Raw genomic sequence first — 23567 nt, 5'->3', positions numbered from 1 at the left:
GAAGCTCTCTTTTATTTAATTTATTATTTTTTCTTAGATAAATACTGAATTGCTATACGATTTTCCGGTTTATTATCAAATAAATAAATTACTATTAAAAAAATCCATTCAAGAGGTTTCATTAAAAAGTATACAAAATCAGCTGTATATTTAGAATTTATATGCTTTGCAACTGGATATCCATACTTATCATAAAAGCTTCTTACTACATAATGAAACTTAGGAGTTTTCTCCTCAATTATCTGCTCAAAGGCATTTGCAATACATAACTGTCTGTTTACTACAATATACTTTCCACCCCTTCTTCCAAGCCTTATTGGTTTTACAATTTCTTCATGACCTCCTGCTGCCACAGTGCATAAATAATGTCCATCATATTCAAGATTTTCAGCTGGTATCTTTGTAGACAAATTCCACTCTGCAGTTTCAGTAAATGCTTTTATTATACTATCAGGTGCTTGGCCAAACAATACTAATATTCCAATTAATATTCCAAGCAATGGCACCATAAAAATAAGTGCTAACCATGGCCAGTTTAGTGCATTATTTAATATTTTATTACATAAGTTAATTAATTTATTATCCTTTAAACCCCTTTCCTTATCCTTGTATTCTGAATTCCATTTAATAACTATATCTTTTATAACTTTAATAAATATTACTATAATGTTCAGTGGAAGTAATATAAGTATTAAATTTAAAGTATTAATCTTAAATACTTGACATATCCACAGTCCAGCTACAATTATTCCAATATATAAAGCCGACATTGATAATACTAGAACTAAAGGTGGTAGCTTATTTATTTTTGTAAATCTTAATACTAAGTATCCTAATATAGCAACTAATATAAAGATACATATGGTTAACATCATTTCTGTTGCAATAGGTGTATGAATTTCAAAGTGAAATATACTTTCATCCCAATCTTTATATGTTATATTGGGTAATCCACTAGCTAAATATATAAACATAAAACAGCTTCCTATTACCATGGTAGTAACTTCTACTTTAATTTCTTCCCTTTTAATTTCTTCATCTTTTTTCAAGTTAAATAAATATATTAAATTAAGTATTGATAATAATACTGGAAATACTGAAAATCCACCTACTAAAATTCCAATCATCAATATAGAAAACATAGTTTGAAGAATTTCATATAAGCTAAGATTGTTTGATATTAAAATAATATATAGTAAACAAATACCATAGCCAATAACAATACTACTACTTAATGCAGTTATTACAGGTTTATTTTTAAAAGCATTTATATATCTTTTAATCATTTTTTCTCCCCCTAATTTACTTACTATACTCTTATTATACATCATCTTTATCATTTGGGATATATTGTAAGTTTTTCACTTCTTTATTATCTTTGATTAATACTGATTTAAATCAGAAAACTTCATAAAAAAAGAGAACTAATTTTAATTAGTCCTCTAAACAAACTTTTACTTTAATTATCTACTTAACCCATTTAAAATTTTCTTTACCTGCACCTAACTCAAAATGATACTTAACAATTCCTAAATCTAACTTGCTATAAAATGCTGTTAATGCTTTAGCTCTTACTTCATTTCCTTCTAAAGTAATTAAAAACTTTTGTTGATTCATAGCTGTAGGTGCTAAACATGCTGCCTCCATACCTTTTTTAAACCAATCTGGCATTACTCCATCTACTTTAGAAAGCTCCTCTATAGATTTACTCTTGTGGGCAACCCCTTGAGTTTCTCCATAACCTAATGCTATTACACAGCATAGTTTTTCTCCTTTTTCAATTTTACAAACAGTATTGCCTTTACTAAAAGTAAGTGCTACCCAACATGTATTTAATCCTAATTCTGCTGCTTTTAGAACTACCTTCTCACCATAATATCCACACTTTTCTTGAAAATCATCACTCTTCTTACCTACTATAGCAATATAATTTTTTACATTATTAAATTTTCCATAGTGAGCCATAAAACTGTCAAAAGCCTTAGGTTCTTCTGTACATAATTGAATATTTAATCCACTCTCACTGTTACATTCTTTAATAACTTTTAATAATTCATTTTTTGTGTTTTCATCAATTTTTTTATCAGTATATCTACGAACAGAATGACGCTTTTCCATTACTTCAAAAATTCCCATTTTTAATTCCTCCACTATTTATATTCTTTATATAAAATCTTTATTAGATTCTATTTCTATCTCACTTTTAGAACATTCTTTTTCTGACATTTCATCAATTATTTCATTTATTCTATTCATTAAATTAGCCAACTGTTTCCATACAGTTTCATCAGCACTTGCATAATAATAGTTTTTTGTACCTTCTCTATACATGTTTATGATTCCAGCTTCTTTAAGTATTCTTAAATGGTGTGATACAGCTGGTCTTGAAAGATGGGTTTTCTCTGTTATTTCACCAACTCGAATTCCATGCACCTTGCTTTCAAGTAATACTATTATAATTCTTTGCCTTGTTTCATCACCCAAAGCTATAAAAGCCTTTTTACAAGCTTTTAATTCTTTAGCAAGTTCAAGTCTTCTTTCATAACATTTTTCCATCTAAAATTCTCCTTTTTGTATATCATTTTTTATAAAGTTATTAAACTTTCCTTTACTTCTGGATCATGAGTGGCGAACACTCCTACGCACTCTTTTTTATGCACCATATTCCTAATCCACTCTAATGATTTAATCATATCTTCTTTATTAACTAATGGTCCTGGCATCCTTAAACTTTCCCATGAATCCTTAGCATATCCACAATCTCCCGTAATTAAAGCAAATTTATTATTGTTTTTTACCATAACTACAATATTTCCTTTTGTATGTCCTTTTGCATCTATTAATAATACTGTTCCATCTCCATAAACATCATATGCTCTATTAAATGGACCATATTCAGATTCTTCCATTTTAAAACTTTCTATATTTACTCCACTCCAAAATCTCTTAGCATATCTTACATTTCCTTTATTTATTGCTTTAAATTCCTCTTCTGAAATCATTATTTTTTTAGCATCTTTCACTAATTTAAGACCACTTGCATGATCACAATCCATATGAGTAAGAAATACATAATCTAAATCTTTAGTTTCTATATTAAGATTTTTTAGCTGCTCATTTATAGCTTTACCTTCTGGTAATTTAGGCTTACTTGCCATATATAATGGTGCTGATAAATGTTTTATAGGGTTACTCCTAACATCAGTATGCCATCCAGTATCTATTAATATATTGCCTTTTGGATGCTCTATTAAATAAGCTGTAACAGGTAACCATATTCTTATTTTTTTACTTCTTCCTATGCCTGTATATGCTATAGGATTTTTAGATACATCTCTAAATGGTACTGCTGGATCAACTCCAACTTCACCACAATTTAGTATATGAAGTTTAATTTTATTTTTCATAGTTACTTTCTCCTTTGTAAATATATTAAAAGTACTTTTAAATGGTTTAATAATTTATACATTAGAACCATTATATCATTTAACCTTTTTTTATAGTTCAATGGTAAAGAAAATCGATACGAATAAAATTAACTTAGTATCTCTAAATGAAAAATACAAAAATCCTCGGCAACACATTTATGTATTGCCGAGGATTAAATTATATATTCAAAAATTACGTAAACTTTGACTAGAAGCATCCTTTTATCTTAGTTATTAATTCATTGTATTCTTCATCACTTAATAATACTTTACCTGGATTCATTTCAAACATTTTTCCCCAAGCAGGTCCATCTACATACTTAGGAACTACATGAAAATGAAGATGTTTCATTGTATCTGCAAATGCTCCATAATTTATTTTATCTGGCTTAAAAGCTTTTTGAATTGCTTTCGCAACTTTTCTGACATCATTCATAAATGCTGTTGCTTCTTCTTCAGTTAAATCTGTAATTTCACTTTTATGTCCCTTGAAAGCTACATTACATCTTCCTTTATAAGTTTGTTCTTTAAATAAATATACTGTTGATACCTCTAAATCACATATTTTAATCATTAAATCATCAAGTTCTTTACTCTTTGAGCAATAAAAACAATTTTTATCAAAATCCATATACTTATCCTCCTAATTATTCATTTAAATTTATTTGTTGAATTTCTATCTAATGATTTGCAACAACAACTTCCTTCCAAACTTTTTCATATTTATATCCAGTAAGATTTTCAACAATTGCTTTTGTTTCTGGATCAACATCATCTTTTGAACCACCAGCTTTTAAACTATCAATTTCATCTACTAATATTTGATGAGTACTTCTATTTAGCTTGAAAGTTATAGCAAATTAAATTTTTAACCCTTTTTAATATATTTCTTTCTATATTTATAGATAAACTTAACTAACACATAGCAACTTTTATTAATGTAAATATCATATATAAAACCCCGTGTATATGTTTATAATAGACTAAAAAATTATTTTCTTCTACTTCTTATTACTACTGTTTAGGCTATGCTTAATCTTAGTTAATTACTTCGATATTTACATTATATATAACAATTTATAATTTTTACTATTTTTCTTGCTTGAAAAATAACAAAAATTGCTATATTGTATATTTATAATAATTTTGGGGAGTTTTAAAATGAAAAGAAAAATATCAACATTTTCATCACGACAAGTAATGAACTCAGAGGATTTTGAATTTTTTCATTATTCCGATAATGTTCCTATAAACGTTGAATATCATAATCATGACTTTTATGAAATATTCTTTTTCATCTCTGGAAAAGTAAAATATGTTATTGAAGGGAAAACATATACCCTTAAACCTAATGATATTCTTCTAACTAATAATAAAGAGCTACATAAACCTATAATTGAAAATGGAATGAACTATGAACGAATTATTATTTGGATTAGTCCAAGCTTTGTGAAAACCATTGAAAATAATGAAACTGATCTTACACTTTGTTTTGATAGTTCATCAAAACACCATCACAATCTTCTTCGTCCAAATATTGATCTTTTTCATGTTATTAATAAAATATATGAAAAACTTGAAAAGGCTTGTAGTAGCAATGATTATGGTGATAAACTTCTTAGAAAAGTTTATATAACAGAACTTTTAATATACCTAAATAGAGCATATTTTGATACATCAAAAGAAATTGATATCGACATTGAACATAACTCCAAAATAAGTGATGTGTTGCAATATATAAATGAAAATTTATGTGAAGATTTATCTCTTGACACATTATCTAAAAAATTTTATATAAGCAAATATCACTTAAGCCGTCAATTCAAACAGTATGTTGGATTTACTATTCATCAATATATTATGAAAAAAAGACTAATTATTGCTAAAATTCATTTACATGATGGAGCTTCTATCAATTCTGCATATATTTATAGTGGATTTAATAATTATCAAAATTTTATAAAAGCTTTTAAAGATGAGTTTGGATTATCTCCAAAAAAATATGTTGCATCCCTTAATGAAAATAAATTATAACATACTACTTTATTATTATTCCTAAATGCTATTTACAAACAAAATAACCCAGCAAAATCAAATTTATTCTTTTACTGGGTTTAATAATATAAAGGATAAAGTATATGTTTTATCTAATTTTATGTTTAATTCAATACCTCTATTTTATTAATCTTTTAAATTCTCCTTACTCCACTCATATAATTCATCTAATATCGGAATAAACTTCTTTCCAAGTTCATCTAAAGAATATTCAACTTTAGGAGGTACTTCTTGATATACATATCTTTTTACAAAACCATCAGCTTCAAGTTCACGTAACTGCTTAGTTAACATTGATTCAGTAATATTATCTATTTCTCTATATAATTCTCCAAATCTCTTTGTACTACAATGTAATTTCCAAAGAATTATAATTTTCCATTTACCACCTATTAATTTTTGAAGCTTATTTATAGCACATCCTGTCTCTTGTTCATCTTTTTTATTTTTCATAAATATTCCCCTCATATAAAATATATATTTAATCTAACGATTACAAATGATTTTATATTATTTATAATAAAAACTCAAATACTATCTTTTTTAGTAGTACCTATTAAAAATATCAGTACTTGTACTAAAATTATGTATATGATAATATCGATGAATGATATTAATAAAATTTAGTTAGGAGAGATAATCATGCATTATACAGGACCAATATATAGACCTCCATATGAGGCATATACACCATTACTACAAATAACGATTGGCTGTTCACATAATAAATGTAAATTTTGTAGTATGTATAAAGATGTACAGTTCAAAGTATCACCTATGGAAGAAATTGAGGCAGATTTGTCTGAACTAAGAGATGCTAATCCAAATATAAAAAGAATTTATTTGTTAAATGCTGATCCATTTGTATTAAGCTTTGAAAAATTAAAACCTATTATTTTAAAAATAAAAGAATATTTACCTAAGTGTGAATCTATTTCAATGTTTGCTCGTATTTCAAATATAAAGAATAAATCAATTGATCAATTAAAAGAATTACGTAGTTTAGGTATTACTGACTTATATATGGGTCCAGAAAGTGGTGATGATGAAACTTTATTAATGGTAAATAAAAATCAAACATCTGCAGATATAGTAGAACAATGCCAGAAATTAGAAGATGCAGAAATTAAATATGTTGTTTCATTTCTTAATGGACTTGCTGGTTCTAAACGTAGTAAAGAGCATGCAATAGAAAGTGCTAAAATATATAATCAGCTTAAGCCTACATATATCGGCAGTGGCGGATTAACTCTATTCCCTGATACTGATTTATATAGAGCAAAACAGATAGGTGAATTTGATGACTCAACTGAATTAGAAAGATTAATTGAATTAAAAACTTTTATAGAACATTTAAATACAGATACTTATATACTTTCTCATCATACATCTACAGTATATCTTCAAGGAAAGTTCCCAGAAAACAAACAAAAAATGTTAGATCAACTACAATATGCAATCGATAATTTTGATTATGTTAAACATCAACAGCATAGAAATAGTACACATACATTATAGGATTTTTTAAGTTTATTGATTAAACTTTAGAATGACAATTAAACAAAAAAAAGAAGAGTACATTCACTCTTCTTTTTGTATCTAATTATTTTAATCTTCTTTTTTTATTTTATTCATTTTTGAATTTAAATCAAGTAGTTCTTCCTTTGTAACTTTAACTTCAGCTGCACTAAGAAGAGTTATAAGTCTAAGAACTGTAAAACTTCCAAGCATTTTCATCATAGCATTTGGTTCGTTGCTTTCTTTTTTCTCAGCACCCATCATACCTGACATTAAAGGATTGATAAAATCACTGAATATTTTATCAGCTTCTTCCGAGTCCATAATTTTAGATACTTTATCATTAAGAGAGAAATATCCTTCTGGTGAAGTAACATCAAACCAGTTTAAAATTGCTCCCTTTTCTTTTAAACGATACTCTTCATTAAAGGTTTCTACTTTACGAATGAAACTCTCATCCTTACACTCTCCAGCTATAGCTACTAAAGCTGTTTCCCCTATATTAGGTACTTCAAAATAGAAGAAGTGTTCAGGTGAACTTTTCTTACCAAGGCTCTTACCGTTAGCAAATAATTCTACTTCAGGTTGATTTGAGTAAACCGTAACTTTTGTAGTTTCTTCTACTCTATCAACATATCTTTTACCACAGATGTGTACAAAAGGTTCATCTGATAACCAAGCTTTATAAGCATAAAATGAATCCTTCTTATATTTACGATCAAAAGTAACTAATCCCTTATGGTTTTGACCATTTTCTCCACCTTCATTACGTGAATCTGCACCAAAGTCAAACATATTCCATACATGTGTTGCCCATAAATATTTTCTTGAGAATAATTGTTTAATTAACTCTTCATGATAATATGCTTGATATTCTTCTGTGTAATCACCTTGTTCTGGATTAGATGTATGCCAATTTAATGCTTCACAACCATATTCACTACATCCTATAGGAATGTTTGGGTATTTTTCATGGAATCTATCAAACCACGGTCCATTTTCAGATGTATCTCCACCATACCATCCGAAATAATGGTTGTAAGATACTGTATCTGGAATTTGAACATATGGATCATCCATACTACACATAGATACACAAGCCATTGTTGTAAGTCTTGTTTTATCCATTTCATGTGCTAAATCATTTAAAATTACATGATTTTCTCTTAAATCTTCAGTAGATTCTCCTGACATAGTAATTTCATTAGATAATCCCCATACAACAATTGATGGATGGTTATAATTTTGAATAATTAATTCTTTCATTTGTGAAATTGTATTTTCACGACCATTTATCATATGTGTAGAAATATATGGAATTTCAGCCCATATAACCATACCTTTTTCATCACATAAATCATAGAAGTATTGATCATGTTGATAGTGAGCAAGACGAATTGTTGTAGCTCCCATTTCACATATCATATCCATATCTTCTTCATGATGTTCTGGAAGTAATGCATTACCAATTCCCCATCTATCTTGATGACGAGATACACCTCTAAGCGGATATTCTTCACCATTTAATATAAATCCAAGCTCAGGATCGATTTTAAAAGTACGGCATCCAAATCTAGTGCTAACATTATCTAAAATTTCATCTCCTTTTAAATATACTTCTGCTGTATATAGATATGGATCCTTTTTACCATGCCATAGGTGAACATTTTCAATCTCAAAACTAACTTCTGTTTCTAAAGCAGATGTTTCTTTTTCAGCAATTGTATTTCCCTCTGCATCTTTTAATATATAAGCTAATCTTTGATTTTCCATTGCATTTGTTACAAATACTTCTACTGAAACCTTAGCATCTGTACCTATTACTTCTGGAGTTACCTTAATACCAGGTCCACCATAATATTCTAAATCAAAATGTGAATTTTTTACTGCAATAATATTTACATCACGGTAAATTCCACCATAGAATGTGAAGTCTGCATGTTGTGGATATACTCTATCATTTTGTGCATTATCTACTTCAACTACAAATAAGTTTTTATCTTCTAATACATCAGTGATTTCTACTCTCCACGTAGAGTAACCTCCATCATGATGTGCTAATTTATTTCCATTAACATATACTGTTGCAGAAGAATTTGCTCCTAGGAATTCTAAATAATATTTATCTCCATTTGGTAAGTCCATTCTTTCTAATTCTTTTGCATAATAAGCTGTTCCTCTATAAAGGTCATTTCCTCCATCTTGTCCATCAATATCATTCCAAGTATGAGGTAATGTAACCCAATACCATCTTTCTGGCATTACACTTGGTACTTCTTTAGCTTCTTTCGAAAATGCCCATTTAGTATTAAAATTATAAATTGCTCTCATATAGTTCTCCTCTCAAATCTTGATATTTAAAGCAAAGCTTTCTTCTCAAATTAATTGCTTTTACTTTATATCACTCCTTATAAAACAAATCTGAATACATTTTCATAAGTAGTGCCTTAATTATATCAAAAAAAATCTTTTGTTTATTCAAATATCCGTCTATAATATTTATATATCCGACATTTTTATTTTTTTATCGCTTTATTAATGTAAAATTTTAATTATATAAAGGAGCCTTATTTATGCAATTAGATATCGTAGATTTCGCAAAAAAATTACTTTCTAAATGTATTTCTGTTAAAGTTAGATATTTTCAAAAGTCCCAATTAGATTCTTTTATTTTTGAAGACTATTCGGACTTTTCTTCTATGAGAGACTACCATCTTCTTAAGTGTATAAAACAATATTTAAAAAAATGTAAAACTTCTACAATTACTAGTGTTATTACTCCATTTCATACTCAATATTACATATTATGTATCTCTAAAGAAAAAGATTCACATCTTATGATAGGCCCTTTTTTAGAAGATCCTATAAATGATAATTTATTTTTTTCTATTATGAATAACCTAAAACTTAACTTAGATTATACTTATAAATTAAAATCATATTATCAATCTGTCCCATATATTGATACAACAACAGTATTTGAAATTTTATCTACTATAAATGAATATGTTTCAGAAACTCCACTTGATTCTCATGTAAATACTATTGATTTAAGCATTCTTCCAAAGCAAGATTCTAGTTATAGTTTATTTATAAAAGATATAAATCGTAATTCTATGTACAAAACACTTGAAAGTCGATATGCTGATGAAGATAAACTGTTATCTTATATTACAAGTGGTGATATAGCTCTTGCCCAATCTCATATTGAAAAAAACTATTTAAAATGTTTAGAAATTATTCGTACTAAAGATTCAGTAAGGAACACTAAAAATCTATTATTAAGTGCTAATACTTTATTTCGCAAGGCTGCACATAATGCTGGTGTACACCCTATATATTTAGATGAATTATCGGGAAAATGGGCAATAAAAATAGAACATTCATTATCATTTGAAGAACTTAATACTATTCAACTGCAAATGATTAATTCTTATTGTCTTCTTACTAAGAAGCATTCTCTCTTAAAATATTCACCATTTGTAAAACAAACTATTGAATTTATTAATTTAAATCTTTCATCTAATCTTACAGTAAAAAAAATTGCTTCTGAAATAGGACTATCTCCTGATTATCTAACTCGTTTGTTTAAAAAAGAATTAGGAGTTAATATAATAACTTATATAAATCAAAAACGAATTTATACTTCTTTAAATTTATTAAAAACCACCAATCTATCTATTGTAGAAATTGGTGACTTAATTGGTTTAAATAATACTTCTTATTTCTATACTTTATTTAAAAAACAAATAGGAATATCTCCAAAACAATATAGAAGTAGTTTAGAAGCTAATTAAAATTCAAAATGGAGGATTCCAAATTAGAATCCTCCATTTTTTTTATCATCTAGTATCAAAAGTTATTTTGATACAGCCCCTTTATACTATACACTTAACATTCCCAATCCCATCCTCATTTATAAGTCAGCATATGGTATAACTTTAATTCATTACTTTACTCTTGTAACAATACTGAACTCAACTTTAATTATTTGCATATTGGTTCGGTATACGCTCTCTAAATATGATACTATTATAATTGATTTATATTGTTATAACCTCTTCAATTTTAATATCTTATTTAAATTAAATAACTTTATAGAGTTCTTATACATAATATTATCATACTCTTCTTTACTTATCATATCTTTTAAGTCATTAAAATATTGTTGATATAATGATGTCTCACCTTTAGGATTATGATGATAAGTATCAACTCCATCTATAGGATTATCACTACCAAATAATATTTTTTCACTACCAAAGATTTTTATTGCTTTTATAACACTTTCTATTGGTACCCATGCTGTATCACCATATAAATTAGGTAATTTTGAAATATAATTTATAGCATTTTCATTATCAGTTCCAAGTTCCATATGCCCCATTATAAAGTTAACCTTAGGGTATTTAAGAGCCATATTATAAACTCTTTCTGGACTTGCTTCATCACATCCACCAGTATGTATAAGTACTGGAAGATTAAACTCTTCTGCTAAATCTAAATATTCATATAAATTATTTGAATCAAATGCTAAATGTGAATGATATGGATGCATCTTTATTCCATATATAATATCTAAATTATCTATTATATATTGTTTAAACTCACCACTTAATCTTTCACTTTCTGGTCTAATCCATGGCATTACCCCTATTTTATCTGGATATTTTCTTGCAAAGTCTATACTTCTTTTTAATGATTCAATCTGAGTATGTTGCATTTCCTTTGGAACCTCTTTAAAATTGTGATCATATCTTACAGATTCAGTATTTGAAACTATACTAAAATCTATATTATACTTTTCCATAGATTCTAACACCATATCCTCTGTCATATCCCATCCTAGCGCATAACCTATATGCACATGCATATCTATTCTCATTTTTACTCTCCCCTATCTAGTACCAGATTATATTATCATATTTCATACATTAAACGTATTCATATTTTATATTTGTAATTATAAATGTAGAATTTTATCTTGTTCATAATAATAATTTTCTTAATTACTATATAAAATACTAGAAGCATTATAATTGTATTTTATTGTATAAACTTCATATTTATCTTATCATATTCTTATAGACTATTTATATATGGGGGGAAAAAATAATGTACTTTGATCCATTTTTTAATATTATGCAATTTTTAGTTCCTATCTTTTTTTTACTTATATTTCTTGTTATTATATTTACTCTTATTAAAGGTATTAAGGAATGGAACTATAATAACAAACAACCAATAGTTCCTGTAACTGCAACAATTGTATCTAAAAGAGCTTCAGTATCGCATAATCACCACACTGATAATCACATGTCAACAACCTCTACAACATATTATGTAACATTTGAATATACTAATGGCCAAAGACAAGAATTTCACGTAAATGGTAACCAATATGGATTGCTTGCTGAAGGTGATAAAGGAACTTTATCATTTCAAGGAACAAGATTTATAGACTTTAAAAGAGAGTTTTAACAATAAAACTTGTTAAATTCAGTGAATTAGAGTAAAACAACTTCTTTGACATATTTCAATAAAAAGTGAAAAAGATAAGAACAACCTTAATTTATTGTCCTTATCTTTTTCTTTTTATTTCTCCTGCAAGTATGAATCACAAATCATTTCAAGATTATCTGTAATGCAAGAGAAAACACGATAAAAGTTTTCTCTTTCAGCCTCATTTAAACTTCTAGAAGCCTTGCTAACTGCTTTAGCAATAACCTCATTTAACCTATTATTTATTTCTTTGCCTTCTGATGTAAGTATAATTCTTGTACGATATTTGCGCCCAGAATCTGTTTCAGCAGGTTCTACAAAACCTTTTTCAGTAAGGTCAACAATTGCTCTGGATACAGCAGCCTTATCTTCAATACACAGTTTGCATAATTCCTTAGCGGTAAGTCCTTCTGGATTTTTACCGAGATAGTACATATACATCACATAGTTGGCTTTTAACCCCATACGCTCTGTTTCAACAAATTTAATTTTTTGAATGCACTTATATGCTTTTGTGACAGAAGTTGTAAATTCCTCGAAACGTTCTATAAGTTCAATCATAAGTATCATACCCTTCTTTTTATTTTAAGCAACTTTTGAAAGAATAGTATATTTATTTTCTTTTAAGTCATTTGCAGAAGCATATATAAATAATGATAATGCAAGTACAAATTGACCTGGATAATATGTACCAAGACATAGATAATTTGTTCCTGGAATATTTCCAAACATGTTTAACATCAGCATAAAGTCTGATATAAAGAATAAAATACTTCCTATTACAATTGTTATATTTGTAGAGTTCTTATCCTTTAATAAATTTGAAATTGCCTTACCAACCATAAATGAAATGATAAGAGCATAAACGCAACATACACCTTGCATTAAAGTACTTCCAAAATCTAAAAATGGCGTAAATAATATAATAGATAATGCAAATACAGAAATAATAATTCCACATATTAAATCTTTACCATTTATTTTTCCCAACATACAATAAGCTACAAAATAAAATATGTGACCAATTGCAAATACTGCTGTACCAGCATAGAAATTAAGTACAAGTAATATATCGCCTAGCATAGCACATGTTAAGGCAACAATTAGCCATATTGGAAACTTTAAATTTACTTTATTTTTAATACAATACCAAAGATTTATAATTCCTTCTACAACAAACATAATACTAGCAATAGATTTAGCAAATAACCCACCGCCAAACATATACCAAACATCAAAAATTAATATAAGCATTAGCATAATGGCATTTGCCGTAATAAATGATTTTTTCATATTTTTTCCTTTCAATTCAATGTTAAATTATTTTTGTTGATTTATCAACAAAAATAATTTAACATCAATTTGTTGATTCGTCAACAAATTCATTTCTTTACTTTCTAGTTTTATTATTTATTAAAGGAGCCAAATAAATAAAATTTCTCAATTGCATCCGTTAATCCACTTGCTGCTAATCTACCTGTTTTTTCTCCGTCTACCATACCACAAATTGTAGCAATAAATAATTCTGTAAGAAAGGAAACATTAAAATCAATTTTTAAAACACCTTTTTTTTGTCCATTTAAAAAGAAGTAATCTAATGCTTCAATATATTTATTCCAATATTCTTCATCTATGCTAAGCTGAAATCCTTTTGTAAAACGTAAAAATTCCTTATTTTTATAATGAGCATTTATTAATAACTTAAACCCTTCCAAAAAATCAGAGTAATCATCTTTAGCTATAAATATAATTTCTTCAAGGGATATTCTTGCTTTTTCAATTAACATCTTTTCAAGATTATCTCTTGTACCACAAAATCTATGTAGCGTAGCTTTACTAATCCCTATTGATTCTGCAAGTTCTTTTATTGTACTTCTAGGATTATCAATTATTGTTACTGCTAAGCTTTTTAATAACTGTTCCTCTTTAGTTGTACTCATATTCACTCCTCCTACTATTAATTATAAATTCATTATATATTGTAGGCTCAAATCTCTCAATGACAACTCATTTTTTATTTATACTTAAAAAGTATTGAAGAAACAGTTAACTTTCATATATTAGCTGAATAGTAAAAAGAACTTATTTATTATTTAGCAAAACTTCTAGAATAGCAGACTCCCCTTGATTACCTAATCCTAAAGATTCAGCTTCTTTATATAAATCTACAATTCCTTCCAACAAAGTAGTTGGTATATTTGCTGATTTTGCTGTATTAACAGCAATTAATGAAGAATCTTTAAATCCACTTACTGTTGCTAATCCTTGACTATAATCTCTGCGAAGAAGATTAGGTAATACATACTCTGAACCTGGTACAAACATTGAAAGTTGCATTTTTAAAACTTCCTCTGGTATATTAAGCTTTATTGCCGCCGCAGTAGAGAATATTACTGCCATATTCATAAAAAGATTACTAAATAAAATAGGAGTTTCTGCCCTTGATGCATCACCTATTCGTCCAACATGATGTGTCTCTCCAACCCCACTTAAAATTTCTTTCCAAAACTCCTCAACACGTTCATCACAAGCTAAAAGAAAATACCCTTGACTATCTTCTACTTGATCTGCATTATTCATTATTGATAGCTCTGCTAAATTCCCACCAAGCTTAATAACTTCATTCGCAATAGACTCTATTTCTTCAGCATTTGTTGTAGCAACATTTAAAATATTTTTCCCTCTTATAACTTTTTTTGTTTCTTCATTAAATAAAATTTCTTTTACTGCATCCCCATCAATTACTACTAAAATAGAAGCATCTGCCTCTTTTATAGCTTCAGCTGGAGATAAGGCCTGTTTTGCTCCTAATTCAACTAATTGTTGTGTTCGAGCTACTGTTCTATTATAAACAATTAACTCATGCCCCTCCTTTAATAATCCCTTAGCTAGGCCTGTCCCCATTGTTCCAGTACCTAAAATTGCAATTTTCATTATTTGACCTCCTGTTAATTTAATATTTTAGAATTACTCACATTATACTTAAAAATATCTTCTGAGTCAATATTGTCTCAAAATATATTTTTTAGCATCACTTTTTTATAAATTAAAGTTACTATTCTATCTTTTCTTATCCAAATTTAGTAAAAACCTCATTTACCTATTGTACAATTCATTATTTTTGCTTATAAAATAGAATAAAAAGAAGAAGCTGTATCAGATCGAATTAATAAATCCAATCTGATACAGCTCCTTTTAATACTTTACATATAATTGATTATTTACTTTAATAAATTTAATTTAAAATCACAAATAAATCTTCTGGTTTAGCTTCCATAATGCTTTTAGCTAATTCTTGTCTTAATGATAATAATTTTTCTTGATCTTCTTTTTTCATTTCAACATTTTCAGCCTTACACTTATGTGCTAATTTAGAATACTCCATAAATTCATTTGGTATTATACCTTCTTTTAAATATAATTTAATTATTTTATCATTATATCCAATTTCAAAGTAGTATCTACCCCCACCTGGAGCTACTTGTCCCATTTTATCTTCAGCATATTCTAAATCTAATCTTAACTGATTATAAGTTTTTACACGCATAACCATTTCACTTGCATCTATTATTCCTCTTCCATTAGCACCTATTCCACTGTAAAAGCTAAAATTCCCTCTTGTTGGAATATCATCACTAAGCTTAGGAAAAGTCATTAACATAATTTTAAAGGCTAATGCTGCTCCACCTATCATTTGTTTTCCATGATATTTTAGTATATCTTCATAAGTAATTTCTATTATATCATCATTATCTCTAACTCTAATTTTTTCTTGTATCATTTTAGTTCACCTATTATATTAATCTAAGAAAAGCTTACTTGTATCAAGTTTTTCTTCAATCATTTCTGTCTCGTACATAAAGTCTGCTACATTTTGGAATGCTTTTTTATCTTCTTCTGTTATTTCAATATTGAAATCATATTGCTTGTACATTTCTTCAACTGCAGCTCTATCTAAATCAAGTTCCTTAGCAACAATATCCATAGTTTCATCATAATTATTTTCTATATAATCAATAATTTCAGCTTGAGCATTCATAAATATTTCTACTTCTTCCTTATGCTCATTGTAAAAATCTTCTCTAACTGCTACTGCAATGATAGCATCTGTTAATCCTTCTCCATTAGTAACTAAATTATATCCTTGTTGCTTTGCTTTATATGCCGTAGGACCTGCTACTAATGCTGCATCAACACTTCCACCATCTAATGCTGCTTTTGCATCAGCTATAGACATATTTACATAGTTAACATCCTCAATAGTCATTCCTGCTTCTTCAAGGTATGCCACTAATAATTGATGTAAATTTGTTCCAACTGGTCCTGCTATAGTTTTTCCTCTTAACTCTTCAGCAGATTTTATATTTTCATCAGCTGAGTACATACAAAATGCTTCTGGAGATCTACTATACATATTTAATACTTTTATATCAGCATTATTAGCCGCAGATAAAACTACAGATGTTCCTCCAACTGCATATAATATATCTACATCTCCTGATGCTAATGCTTGAGTTTGATCAGATCCTGAAGTTAATTCAGCATACTTAATTTCAATATTCTTACCATTCTTACTAAACTCTTCTTTAAAAATTTCTTTATTTTTTTGTATTATACTTGGCACATTTAATGGTGATGTTACATGTGTTAATACAAGTTCAGTTAAAGCCTCATTTGATGATACCTCACTTGATTTATTACTTGTACAACCTACCATAGATGTTATAATCGTTACCATAGCTAACGCTACTGCTACTTTTTTTCTTATTGCTTTCATTTTTATTCTCCTTTGTTTATTTAAACGACTTTTAAGTCATTCATTATTTTCTTTTTTAAATCTAAATACTTTTCTGATAGTAAATCTCTTTTATCACTTTCTTCATGAATTTCATACTCTGATTTAATAATACCCTTTTCAAGAATTACTATTTTATCTCCAAGAATAAGAGCTTCATCTATACTATGTGTTACAAATAAAATAGAACATAATGTTTTTTTATGTATTCTTAAAAGTTCTTCTTGCATCTGCTTTCTAGTAAAAAAATCTAAAGCTGAAAATGGTTCATCCATCATTATAAAATCTGGATTATATGCAAAAGCTCTTGCAATAGATACTCTCTGTTTCATACCACCAGATAACTGACTTGGATAAGCACTACAAAAACTTTCTAATCCAACAGTTTGAATTATTTCATCAATTTTTTTATTATCCACATCTTTATTTTTTATACCAAAAGTAATATTCTTTTTTACATCTAACCATGGCATTAATCTATCTTCTTGAAATACATATGCTTTTCTTTTTAAGTTAGCTCCTTGAATATCTCCTTGTTCAAATTTTTCTATTCCCGCTACAAGTCTTAATAAAGTTGTTTTTCCACAGCCACTTCTTCCTAAAATTACTGTTATTTTATTTGATGGTATATTCAAATTAATTCCATCTAAAACTTTTATACACTCTTTTTCAACATTATAAAACTTATTAACATTAACTAACTTAATCCCATCCATTTTTTTCAGATCCTTTCAAAGATTTATTAATTATAAATGCAAATAATCTATCAGTTAAATAACCTACTATACCTATTACTAAAATTCCAACTATTACTTTATCTGTTCTAGACATTTGTTGGGCAAATAAAATCATATGTCCTAATCCCGATGAAGCTGCAATCATTTCTGCACCTATTATTGCTCTCCAACTATATCCTAAACCAATTCTCATTCCAACCAATATATCAGACATAGCATATGGTAACATTATCTTAAAAAAACTATTTACTTTTGAATATCCATATACTTGTCCAACTTCTAATAACTTTTTATCACAACTTACAAATCCTTTTACTGTATTTAAATATATAGGGAAAAAGGCTGTTAATACTATAATGGCTATTTTTGTTGTTTCTCCTATACCAAACCATAAAATTAATAATGATATTAAACTTAATGGTGGCACATTCTTTAAAAATTGAACAATAGTTTCATAGTAATCATTACATTTAGGTAAAATAACTCTTACCATTGCAAGTAAAAATGCTGATAGTGTAGCTAAAAAGAACCCTTTAAAAACTCTTATGTAACTTATATAAATATCCTCAAATATTTCTCCTGTTTTAATCATTTTACATAAACTATCTAATACTTTTAGTGGTGATGGTAAAATATATGAGCTAACCAACTCCATTTCTGTAACTACTGCCCATATAAAAATAATTACTATAATAGAAATTGATGTTTTTATTGCTTTACTTTTATTCATTTATTAATACTCCATCTCCATTATTACATCCATTATCACAATAAAGCATTTCTACTAAATTGTTTTCATAATATAGATTATTTTTAAAACACTCTTTTATATTATCTTTACCAGAAATACTCTTAATTTTTACTCCTAAAGAATCAAAATATCCCAAAGGAATAGGACTACAATCAATATAATTATTTTTTAGATTTTCTTTACTATGTAAGCTACTTAAAAATTCCTTCCAACTTATAAATATAGTTTCATCTAAGTTTAAACGATTTCCATGAACTGCTAAACTTTCACATGGTGTTGTAATTATTTTTCTTTTACCTTTTAACTCTTCTCTATTTGCAATCTCCATAGCACAATGTATTAAAATAGGTTCAATTTTAGGTATTATAACCTTTTCATCATCTACATATTTTTCTATCTTTTCAATAGCTAATGGACATCTTCTATCTAAAATAGTTAAATTAGTTTTATTAATAACTTCCTTATATTTTTCCTTAACAATTCCATGCCAATCCTTTTCTACTCCTATTCGTTTATAGTTATTTTTAACTAAAACTTCATTTAATTCTTCTTTATTGTACATTTTATCCACAACAGGATTTATAAAAATATATTGCATAATATCACCTCTTTTGAATTACTTGTACATTATACTAGAGAGAATAATGATATTCAATATCAATTAATAATGTTTTTGTTAATTTTCTTTTAACGTTTATAGATTTTTATAAATTTTTTCTTTCTTTTACCACTTTACCCAATAACTCGAAACCTTATTTTTCCTTGATTTTACCTTTATATTTTCCAATTTTCCTGTAAATAACTATATTTTCTATATGGTTACATTTATAAGCAAATTAAATACTTTAAATACAATTGTATTATCAATTGATAATTAATGTATTAATTTCTATATTGTACTATCATAAATCATTTCTTCCTACTTAAGTAAATTAAGCCTTATTTCAATAAAAAAAGAACTAAACTTAATTAGTCCTCTAAATTAATAATTTCTTATGATATATATTAAAACTACATTAAGATATAGATAACATATGAATATTTATAGATTTTCATAAATTATACCTTCTCTAAGTCCTATGGCACTTATAATAAACTTTTCTGAATTAAAATATTTAAGCATTAACAAAATAGCTCCCAGAGGTGCTGCAAATATTTCAGCTCTCTTTTTTGATAAACCCTTAAATTCACTTCTTTCATTCATAGGTAATTTTAAAAACTCAACATATATTTTAGAAATCTCATCTCTTTTCATACTATAATTATGAAGTAATTCTTTGGGATAATCTTCATCACCCTTAGATACTCTCCCTATATGTTTTGCAATACCACCAATTCCAATTACATTCAATTCATTATTTTTCTTTAACCAAGATATTTCATTAAGTTTATCATAAATAAATTTATTCAGTTCAATCTCCTTTTCTTTACTTTCAAGATTATTAAACATCTTAGTAAGAGGAATACTTCCTAATGGTAAACTTATAGTTTCTTTAAGCTTTCCATTTTCCATAAGTGTAATTTCCATGCTGGAACCACCTAAATCTAATAAAATAGCATCTTTTTCTATCATTGAATTTTTAATTGCTAAATATCCATACTTCGCCTCTTCCAATCCAGATAAAATATTTACTTTTAATCCCAAATCCAACTTAACTTTATTACATATATGATGTTTATTTACAGATCTTCTAATAGCTTCTGTTGCAACAACATATATTTCTCCAACGTCATATCTTTCACATATATTTTTAAATACCCTTAGTACATTAAGAAGTATATGTAGTCCATTATCAGCCAAGTAATCACTTTCTGTTAAATAACTTCCTAATCTAATTGTTCTTTTTTCTTCATTAAGTACTTTAAATGTTGAATCTCCATTTATTTCATAAATTATTAACCTTACAGAATTTGATCCAATATCTATTATTGCTTTTATTCCCACCTTACTCACCTCTTATTTAACAAACCCCCAATTATTATCTTTTATTTAAAATTTTAACATAAATTTATTTTTTCTTTTATTAAATTTTATAATACTATATTTAATTTTATTTCTTATAAATAAAATTAAATATAAATATATTAAAAATGATATTCTATAGTTGCCGTATTCAAAAAAATATATCCTTTCTTTATAAAATTTTCAGATGCAAGTAAAAAGCTCAAGAACCTTAACTCTTGAGCTTTTTATATAACTACTTCAATCTTTATATAATAGAAATTTTTTGCAAATATTCAACTGTAAATAGTATATCTCCATATTGATCTGCAATAAACTCAACAACTGCATCCGAATTATTACCTATAATTCTTGAAAAAACTACTATATAATCTTTTATATTTTGTACTAAGTTTTCCTTATCTCCTAAAAACATTTTTAAAAATACACTGTATCTCACTAATATATATTCTAAAATTATAAGCTCTAAACCTATAGCTATTTCTTCTATATCTTCATTAATACAATTACCTAGAACCTTAGTTACAATACACTTTTCAATTAATTCATTATGCTTATTAAAGTAATTAATAAATTCATTCCACAACCCTATTAATTCACTAGTTTTTATTTGTCCTCTATAAATCTTCATAGAAACCTGTGAAATATCATTTAATGAACTTTTCAACACGGGAACATTTTTATAATTTTCTATTATATCTAAAAACAAGTTATTAATTTTCCTAAATATTTTATTATAATCATTATTATCTTCTAATGCTTCTTGTAAAATTATATTATTATACTTTCTAAGCTCATCTAAAACAATTTCTTCTGTAAGTTCTTCATTATCTAAAATGTTTATCAACATTCTGTAACTTATAAGAAGCTTACTTTCAATATTTAAATTTTTCTCTTTAATTATTTTTATAATAGTATCTCTTATTTTTATTTCTATTGGTAGGTCAGTATCCTCATCATTATCACATTTTACTAATATTATTTCTTCTTTAACTTTATCTATAATATCTACTACTTCTGGACATGAACATGATAATGTAAGCTCCCTTATTTCTTCAAATGTATTTTCTATTCTAGGAAACTTTTGACAGGTTAATGATAAATATTCATCTCCATTATTTTTTACAATATTACATAGTCCTTTACTATCTAAAAATGGACATGTTTCACTTGTTCTCTTATCAACAATTATATAATCTTCATCTACAAACTTTAATCTACTTAACATGTCCTTACATTTATTCTTTTCTTTATTCCATTTCTCATATGTATTACTATCTATATTAATATCCCATCCAGAACAACATGTAAATTTACATTTCTCTGCTATACATTTAAAGTTATTATAGCCTATCATTCTTTTTTCTATAGTATTCCTTTTATTTTCATCCATCGTATCTCAACTCCATTCATATAATTTCATCAATGGAACTATCTTATATTTACTTTTTATTACTATCATATTTAATAATTTTATTAATTCTCTTATTATAAGCTATATATGGCATAAAATTAAATATAAATACAATTAAATCAACTAAAAATAGTCCTTCAAGTAATACAAATACAGGTTTAATAGTAATTAATGATATAGTACTCATTCCAATTAATATTAACCCTATTATTAAAGAATATATTGATCCTTTTTTAGTAGTATCTCTAATTCTAGTATATTTATCTATCTCTGACTCTTTATCGCTATATATTGGTTTAGTGCCAGCTCGAGCAGAAAAAATGTGTATATAATTTCCTACAGAAACTACTTGATTCCAACCAGCTTCTTTAAATATGTTAAAATATTCTTCATCAGCTTCTCTTTGATAATCCAAATTATAAATTATATCTTGTGGTTTATCTTTTTTTAACTTATAAAAAAAGCCACCGGTAATACTTTCTAATAACCACCCCTCTTTAGCATATCTATTTAATTTTTCTAAATCTGTTTCTTCACTAAATGCTAATCCACTTATAATGACATATTTATTTCTCATTTATCCCTTACCTCTCTACTTTAAAAAATTTTCTGCAAACTTAATCATCATCCTCTTTCGTTCTATCTCTTTTAAAAGCATTTCTCTCCCTTTATCAGTAATTTTGTATACTTTTTTATTTTCATCACTTTCACAATTTAGTTTAACTAAATCCGCTAATAATAGTTTTTTCAATGTTGTATAGAGTGATGCTGGACCTATAGTGAACTTACCATCTGTCAAATTTTCAATAGTCTTCATAATTAAATATCCATGTTTCTCTTCTACTACACTTGATAAAATATAAAAAGCAGCATCTGTTAATTCACCAACATTAATAGAATCTTTTCTTGCCATATCTACCTCCGTCACTATATCATTAAATGATATATCAATAATCAAACTATATCATTAAATGATATAGTTGTCAAATAAATCCATTTATAATTTTTAAAACAAAAAAAATCAGCAAGTTATTATACTTACTGATTTTTTTAAAAAGTAAAATTACATTATCTCTTTATATCAATAACATTTTGTATTAATGCCTTACATCTTCCACAACATGTTCCAGCACCAGTTTCTTCTCCAACTCTTTCTACTGTTTCAGCTCCATTTTTCACAGAGTTTACTACATCTTCAAGAGAAACATTTTTACATCCACATACAGAAGCTAATATTTTTTCAATTTCTCCTGCACATCTTCCACAACCAGTAGCTGCACCTGTCATCTCTTTTATTTCTTCTAAAGTTCTTGCACCTGCTATCATTGCCTTTCTTATAGTTATATAATCTACATTTTTACAATGACATATTACTCTATTTCCTGCCATGATAAATCCTCCTGT

Annotated in this window: 26 protein-coding genes and 1 pseudogene; 4 read left to right on the top strand and 23 right to left on the bottom strand. The window is 26.9% G+C overall.

The genetic code is table 11. The features are described 5' to 3' along the window. Nucleotides 1-23: 23 nt before the first annotated feature. The 6 genes and pseudogenes from EJJ37_RS02060 to EJJ37_RS20740 form a co-directional block, all read right to left on the bottom strand. A complete protein-coding gene (locus EJJ37_RS02060; protein ID WP_133013935.1) occupies nucleotides 24-1286 on the bottom strand; it encodes a DUF6688 domain-containing protein in 1263 nt (420 codons plus the stop codon). 181 nt (nucleotides 1287-1467) lie between these two features. Further along, nucleotides 1468-2136: a nitroreductase family protein gene (locus tag EJJ37_RS02055; RefSeq protein WP_133013934.1), complete on the bottom strand. Its 669-nt coding sequence runs from the start codon at nucleotides 2134-2136 to the stop codon at nucleotides 1468-1470. Between the two features lie 27 nt (nucleotides 2137-2163). Beyond that, nucleotides 2164-2556, bottom strand: coding sequence for an ArsR/SmtB family transcription factor (locus tag EJJ37_RS02050; protein WP_133013933.1), 393 nt, complete (start codon nucleotides 2554-2556; stop codon nucleotides 2164-2166). A 29-nt stretch (nucleotides 2557-2585) separates the two neighbouring features. Beyond that, nucleotides 2586-3407 carry an N-acyl homoserine lactonase family protein gene (locus EJJ37_RS02045; RefSeq protein WP_133013932.1) on the bottom strand — a complete coding sequence of 274 codons (822 nt, stop codon included), beginning with the start codon at nucleotides 3405-3407 and terminating at the stop codon, nucleotides 2586-2588. A gap of 229 nt (nucleotides 3408-3636) precedes the next feature. Next, entirely contained in the window at nucleotides 3637-4059 is a 423-nt protein-coding gene (locus EJJ37_RS02040; protein WP_133013931.1) for an HIT family protein, read from the bottom strand. A gap of 49 nt (nucleotides 4060-4108) precedes the next feature. Continuing rightward, nucleotides 4109-4285: pseudogene (locus EJJ37_RS20740) on the bottom strand (MFS transporter); the annotation flags it as partial. A gap of 304 nt (nucleotides 4286-4589) precedes the next feature. Here EJJ37_RS20740 and EJJ37_RS02030 point away from each other — a divergent pair. Continuing rightward, complete coding sequence (locus tag EJJ37_RS02030) at nucleotides 4590-5462, top strand: AraC family transcriptional regulator (RefSeq protein WP_133013930.1); 873 nt, start codon at nucleotides 4590-4592, stop codon at nucleotides 5460-5462. Nucleotides 5463-5609: 147 nt separating this feature from the next. Here the strand turns inward: EJJ37_RS02030 and EJJ37_RS02025 are convergent, their stop codons facing one another. Continuing rightward, nucleotides 5610-5936: a winged helix-turn-helix transcriptional regulator gene (locus EJJ37_RS02025; protein WP_133013929.1), complete on the bottom strand. Its 327-nt coding sequence runs from the start codon at nucleotides 5934-5936 to the stop codon at nucleotides 5610-5612. A gap of 189 nt (nucleotides 5937-6125) precedes the next feature. On the opposite strand from EJJ37_RS02025, the gene EJJ37_RS02020 reads away from it, so the two are divergent. Next, nucleotides 6126-7001, top strand: a complete 876-nt coding sequence (locus EJJ37_RS02020; protein ID WP_133013928.1) for a radical SAM protein — start codon at nucleotides 6126-6128, stop codon at nucleotides 6999-7001. 90 nt (nucleotides 7002-7091) lie between these two features. Here the strand turns inward: EJJ37_RS02020 and EJJ37_RS02015 are convergent, their stop codons facing one another. Continuing rightward, a complete protein-coding gene (locus EJJ37_RS02015) occupies nucleotides 7092-9332 on the bottom strand; it encodes a glycoside hydrolase family 2 protein (RefSeq protein WP_133013927.1) in 2241 nt (746 codons plus the stop codon). A gap of 242 nt (nucleotides 9333-9574) precedes the next feature. Here EJJ37_RS02015 and EJJ37_RS02010 point away from each other — a divergent pair, with 242 nt between their 5' ends. After that, the gene (locus tag EJJ37_RS02010; protein WP_133013926.1) at nucleotides 9575-10798 is read left to right on the top strand and encodes an AraC family transcriptional regulator; all 1224 of its coding nucleotides are present in this window, start codon (nucleotides 9575-9577) and stop codon (nucleotides 10796-10798) included. A gap of 254 nt (nucleotides 10799-11052) precedes the next feature. On the opposite strand, the gene EJJ37_RS02005 is transcribed toward EJJ37_RS02010, so the two are convergent. Further along, nucleotides 11053-11886, bottom strand: a complete 834-nt coding sequence (locus EJJ37_RS02005) for an amidohydrolase family protein (protein ID WP_133013925.1) — start codon at nucleotides 11884-11886, stop codon at nucleotides 11053-11055. Nucleotides 11887-12116: 230 nt separating this feature from the next. Between EJJ37_RS02005 and EJJ37_RS02000 the strand changes: the two genes are divergently transcribed. Beyond that, the gene (locus tag EJJ37_RS02000; RefSeq protein WP_133013924.1) at nucleotides 12117-12482 is read left to right on the top strand and encodes a DUF2500 domain-containing protein; all 366 of its coding nucleotides are present in this window, start codon (nucleotides 12117-12119) and stop codon (nucleotides 12480-12482) included. Between the two features lie 114 nt (nucleotides 12483-12596). Here the strand turns inward: EJJ37_RS02000 and EJJ37_RS01995 are convergent, their stop codons facing one another. From EJJ37_RS01995 to EJJ37_RS01930, 14 genes are all read right to left on the bottom strand, one after another. Beyond that, nucleotides 12597-13064, bottom strand: a complete 468-nt coding sequence (locus EJJ37_RS01995; protein ID WP_133013923.1) for a MarR family winged helix-turn-helix transcriptional regulator — start codon at nucleotides 13062-13064, stop codon at nucleotides 12597-12599. A 24-nt stretch (nucleotides 13065-13088) separates the two neighbouring features. Next, nucleotides 13089-13796: a lysoplasmalogenase gene (locus EJJ37_RS01990; protein WP_133013922.1), complete on the bottom strand. Its 708-nt coding sequence runs from the start codon at nucleotides 13794-13796 to the stop codon at nucleotides 13089-13091. 113 nt (nucleotides 13797-13909) lie between these two features. Next, nucleotides 13910-14443 (bottom strand): winged helix-turn-helix transcriptional regulator, encoded by a 534-nt coding sequence (locus EJJ37_RS01985; RefSeq protein WP_133013921.1) that lies wholly within the window; start codon nucleotides 14441-14443, stop codon nucleotides 13910-13912. A 142-nt stretch (nucleotides 14444-14585) separates the two neighbouring features. Further along, a complete protein-coding gene (locus EJJ37_RS01980) occupies nucleotides 14586-15437 on the bottom strand; it encodes an NAD(P)-dependent oxidoreductase (protein WP_133013920.1) in 852 nt (283 codons plus the stop codon). Between the two features lie 301 nt (nucleotides 15438-15738). Continuing rightward, nucleotides 15739-16284 (bottom strand): hypothetical protein, encoded by a 546-nt coding sequence (locus tag EJJ37_RS01975; RefSeq protein ID WP_133013919.1) that lies wholly within the window; start codon nucleotides 16282-16284, stop codon nucleotides 15739-15741. A gap of 18 nt (nucleotides 16285-16302) precedes the next feature. Further along, a complete protein-coding gene (locus EJJ37_RS01970) occupies nucleotides 16303-17280 on the bottom strand; it encodes an ABC transporter substrate-binding protein (protein WP_133013918.1) in 978 nt (325 codons plus the stop codon). Nucleotides 17281-17300: 20 nt separating this feature from the next. Beyond that, nucleotides 17301-18014 carry an ABC transporter ATP-binding protein gene (locus EJJ37_RS01965; protein ID WP_133013917.1) on the bottom strand — a complete coding sequence of 238 codons (714 nt, stop codon included), beginning with the start codon at nucleotides 18012-18014 and terminating at the stop codon, nucleotides 17301-17303. Further along, a complete protein-coding gene (locus tag EJJ37_RS01960) occupies nucleotides 18001-18765 on the bottom strand; it encodes an ABC transporter permease (RefSeq protein WP_133013916.1) in 765 nt (254 codons plus the stop codon). Before EJJ37_RS01960 ends, EJJ37_RS01965 begins: the two co-directional genes overlap by 14 nt. Then, nucleotides 18758-19384: a hypothetical protein gene (locus EJJ37_RS01955; RefSeq protein WP_133013915.1), complete on the bottom strand. Its 627-nt coding sequence runs from the start codon at nucleotides 19382-19384 to the stop codon at nucleotides 18758-18760. Before EJJ37_RS01955 ends, EJJ37_RS01960 begins: the two co-directional genes overlap by 8 nt. A gap of 444 nt (nucleotides 19385-19828) precedes the next feature. Continuing rightward, nucleotides 19829-20731, bottom strand: coding sequence for a Ppx/GppA family phosphatase (locus EJJ37_RS01950; RefSeq protein ID WP_166484637.1), 903 nt, complete (start codon nucleotides 20729-20731; stop codon nucleotides 19829-19831). A gap of 265 nt (nucleotides 20732-20996) precedes the next feature. Then, complete coding sequence (gene fliB / locus EJJ37_RS01945) at nucleotides 20997-22142, bottom strand: flagellin lysine-N-methylase (RefSeq protein WP_133013913.1); 1146 nt, start codon at nucleotides 22140-22142, stop codon at nucleotides 20997-20999. Between the two features lie 49 nt (nucleotides 22143-22191). Beyond that, entirely contained in the window at nucleotides 22192-22740 is a 549-nt protein-coding gene (locus EJJ37_RS01940) for a DUF2812 domain-containing protein (RefSeq protein WP_133013912.1), read from the bottom strand. A 15-nt stretch (nucleotides 22741-22755) separates the two neighbouring features. After that, nucleotides 22756-23076, bottom strand: coding sequence for a PadR family transcriptional regulator (locus EJJ37_RS01935; RefSeq protein WP_133013911.1), 321 nt, complete (start codon nucleotides 23074-23076; stop codon nucleotides 22756-22758). Nucleotides 23077-23231: 155 nt separating this feature from the next. Continuing rightward, nucleotides 23232-23552, bottom strand: a complete 321-nt coding sequence (locus tag EJJ37_RS01930) for a (2Fe-2S)-binding protein (RefSeq protein ID WP_133013910.1) — start codon at nucleotides 23550-23552, stop codon at nucleotides 23232-23234. Between the last annotated feature and the right edge of the window lie 15 nt (nucleotides 23553-23567).

The sequence above is a fragment of the Clostridium cuniculi genome, assembly GCF_004353185.1.
In the GTDB taxonomy this organism is placed as follows: Bacteria; Bacillota; Clostridia; order Clostridiales; family Clostridiaceae; genus Clostridium; species Clostridium cuniculi.
This window is presented reverse-complemented; position numbering and strand designations above follow the sequence as displayed.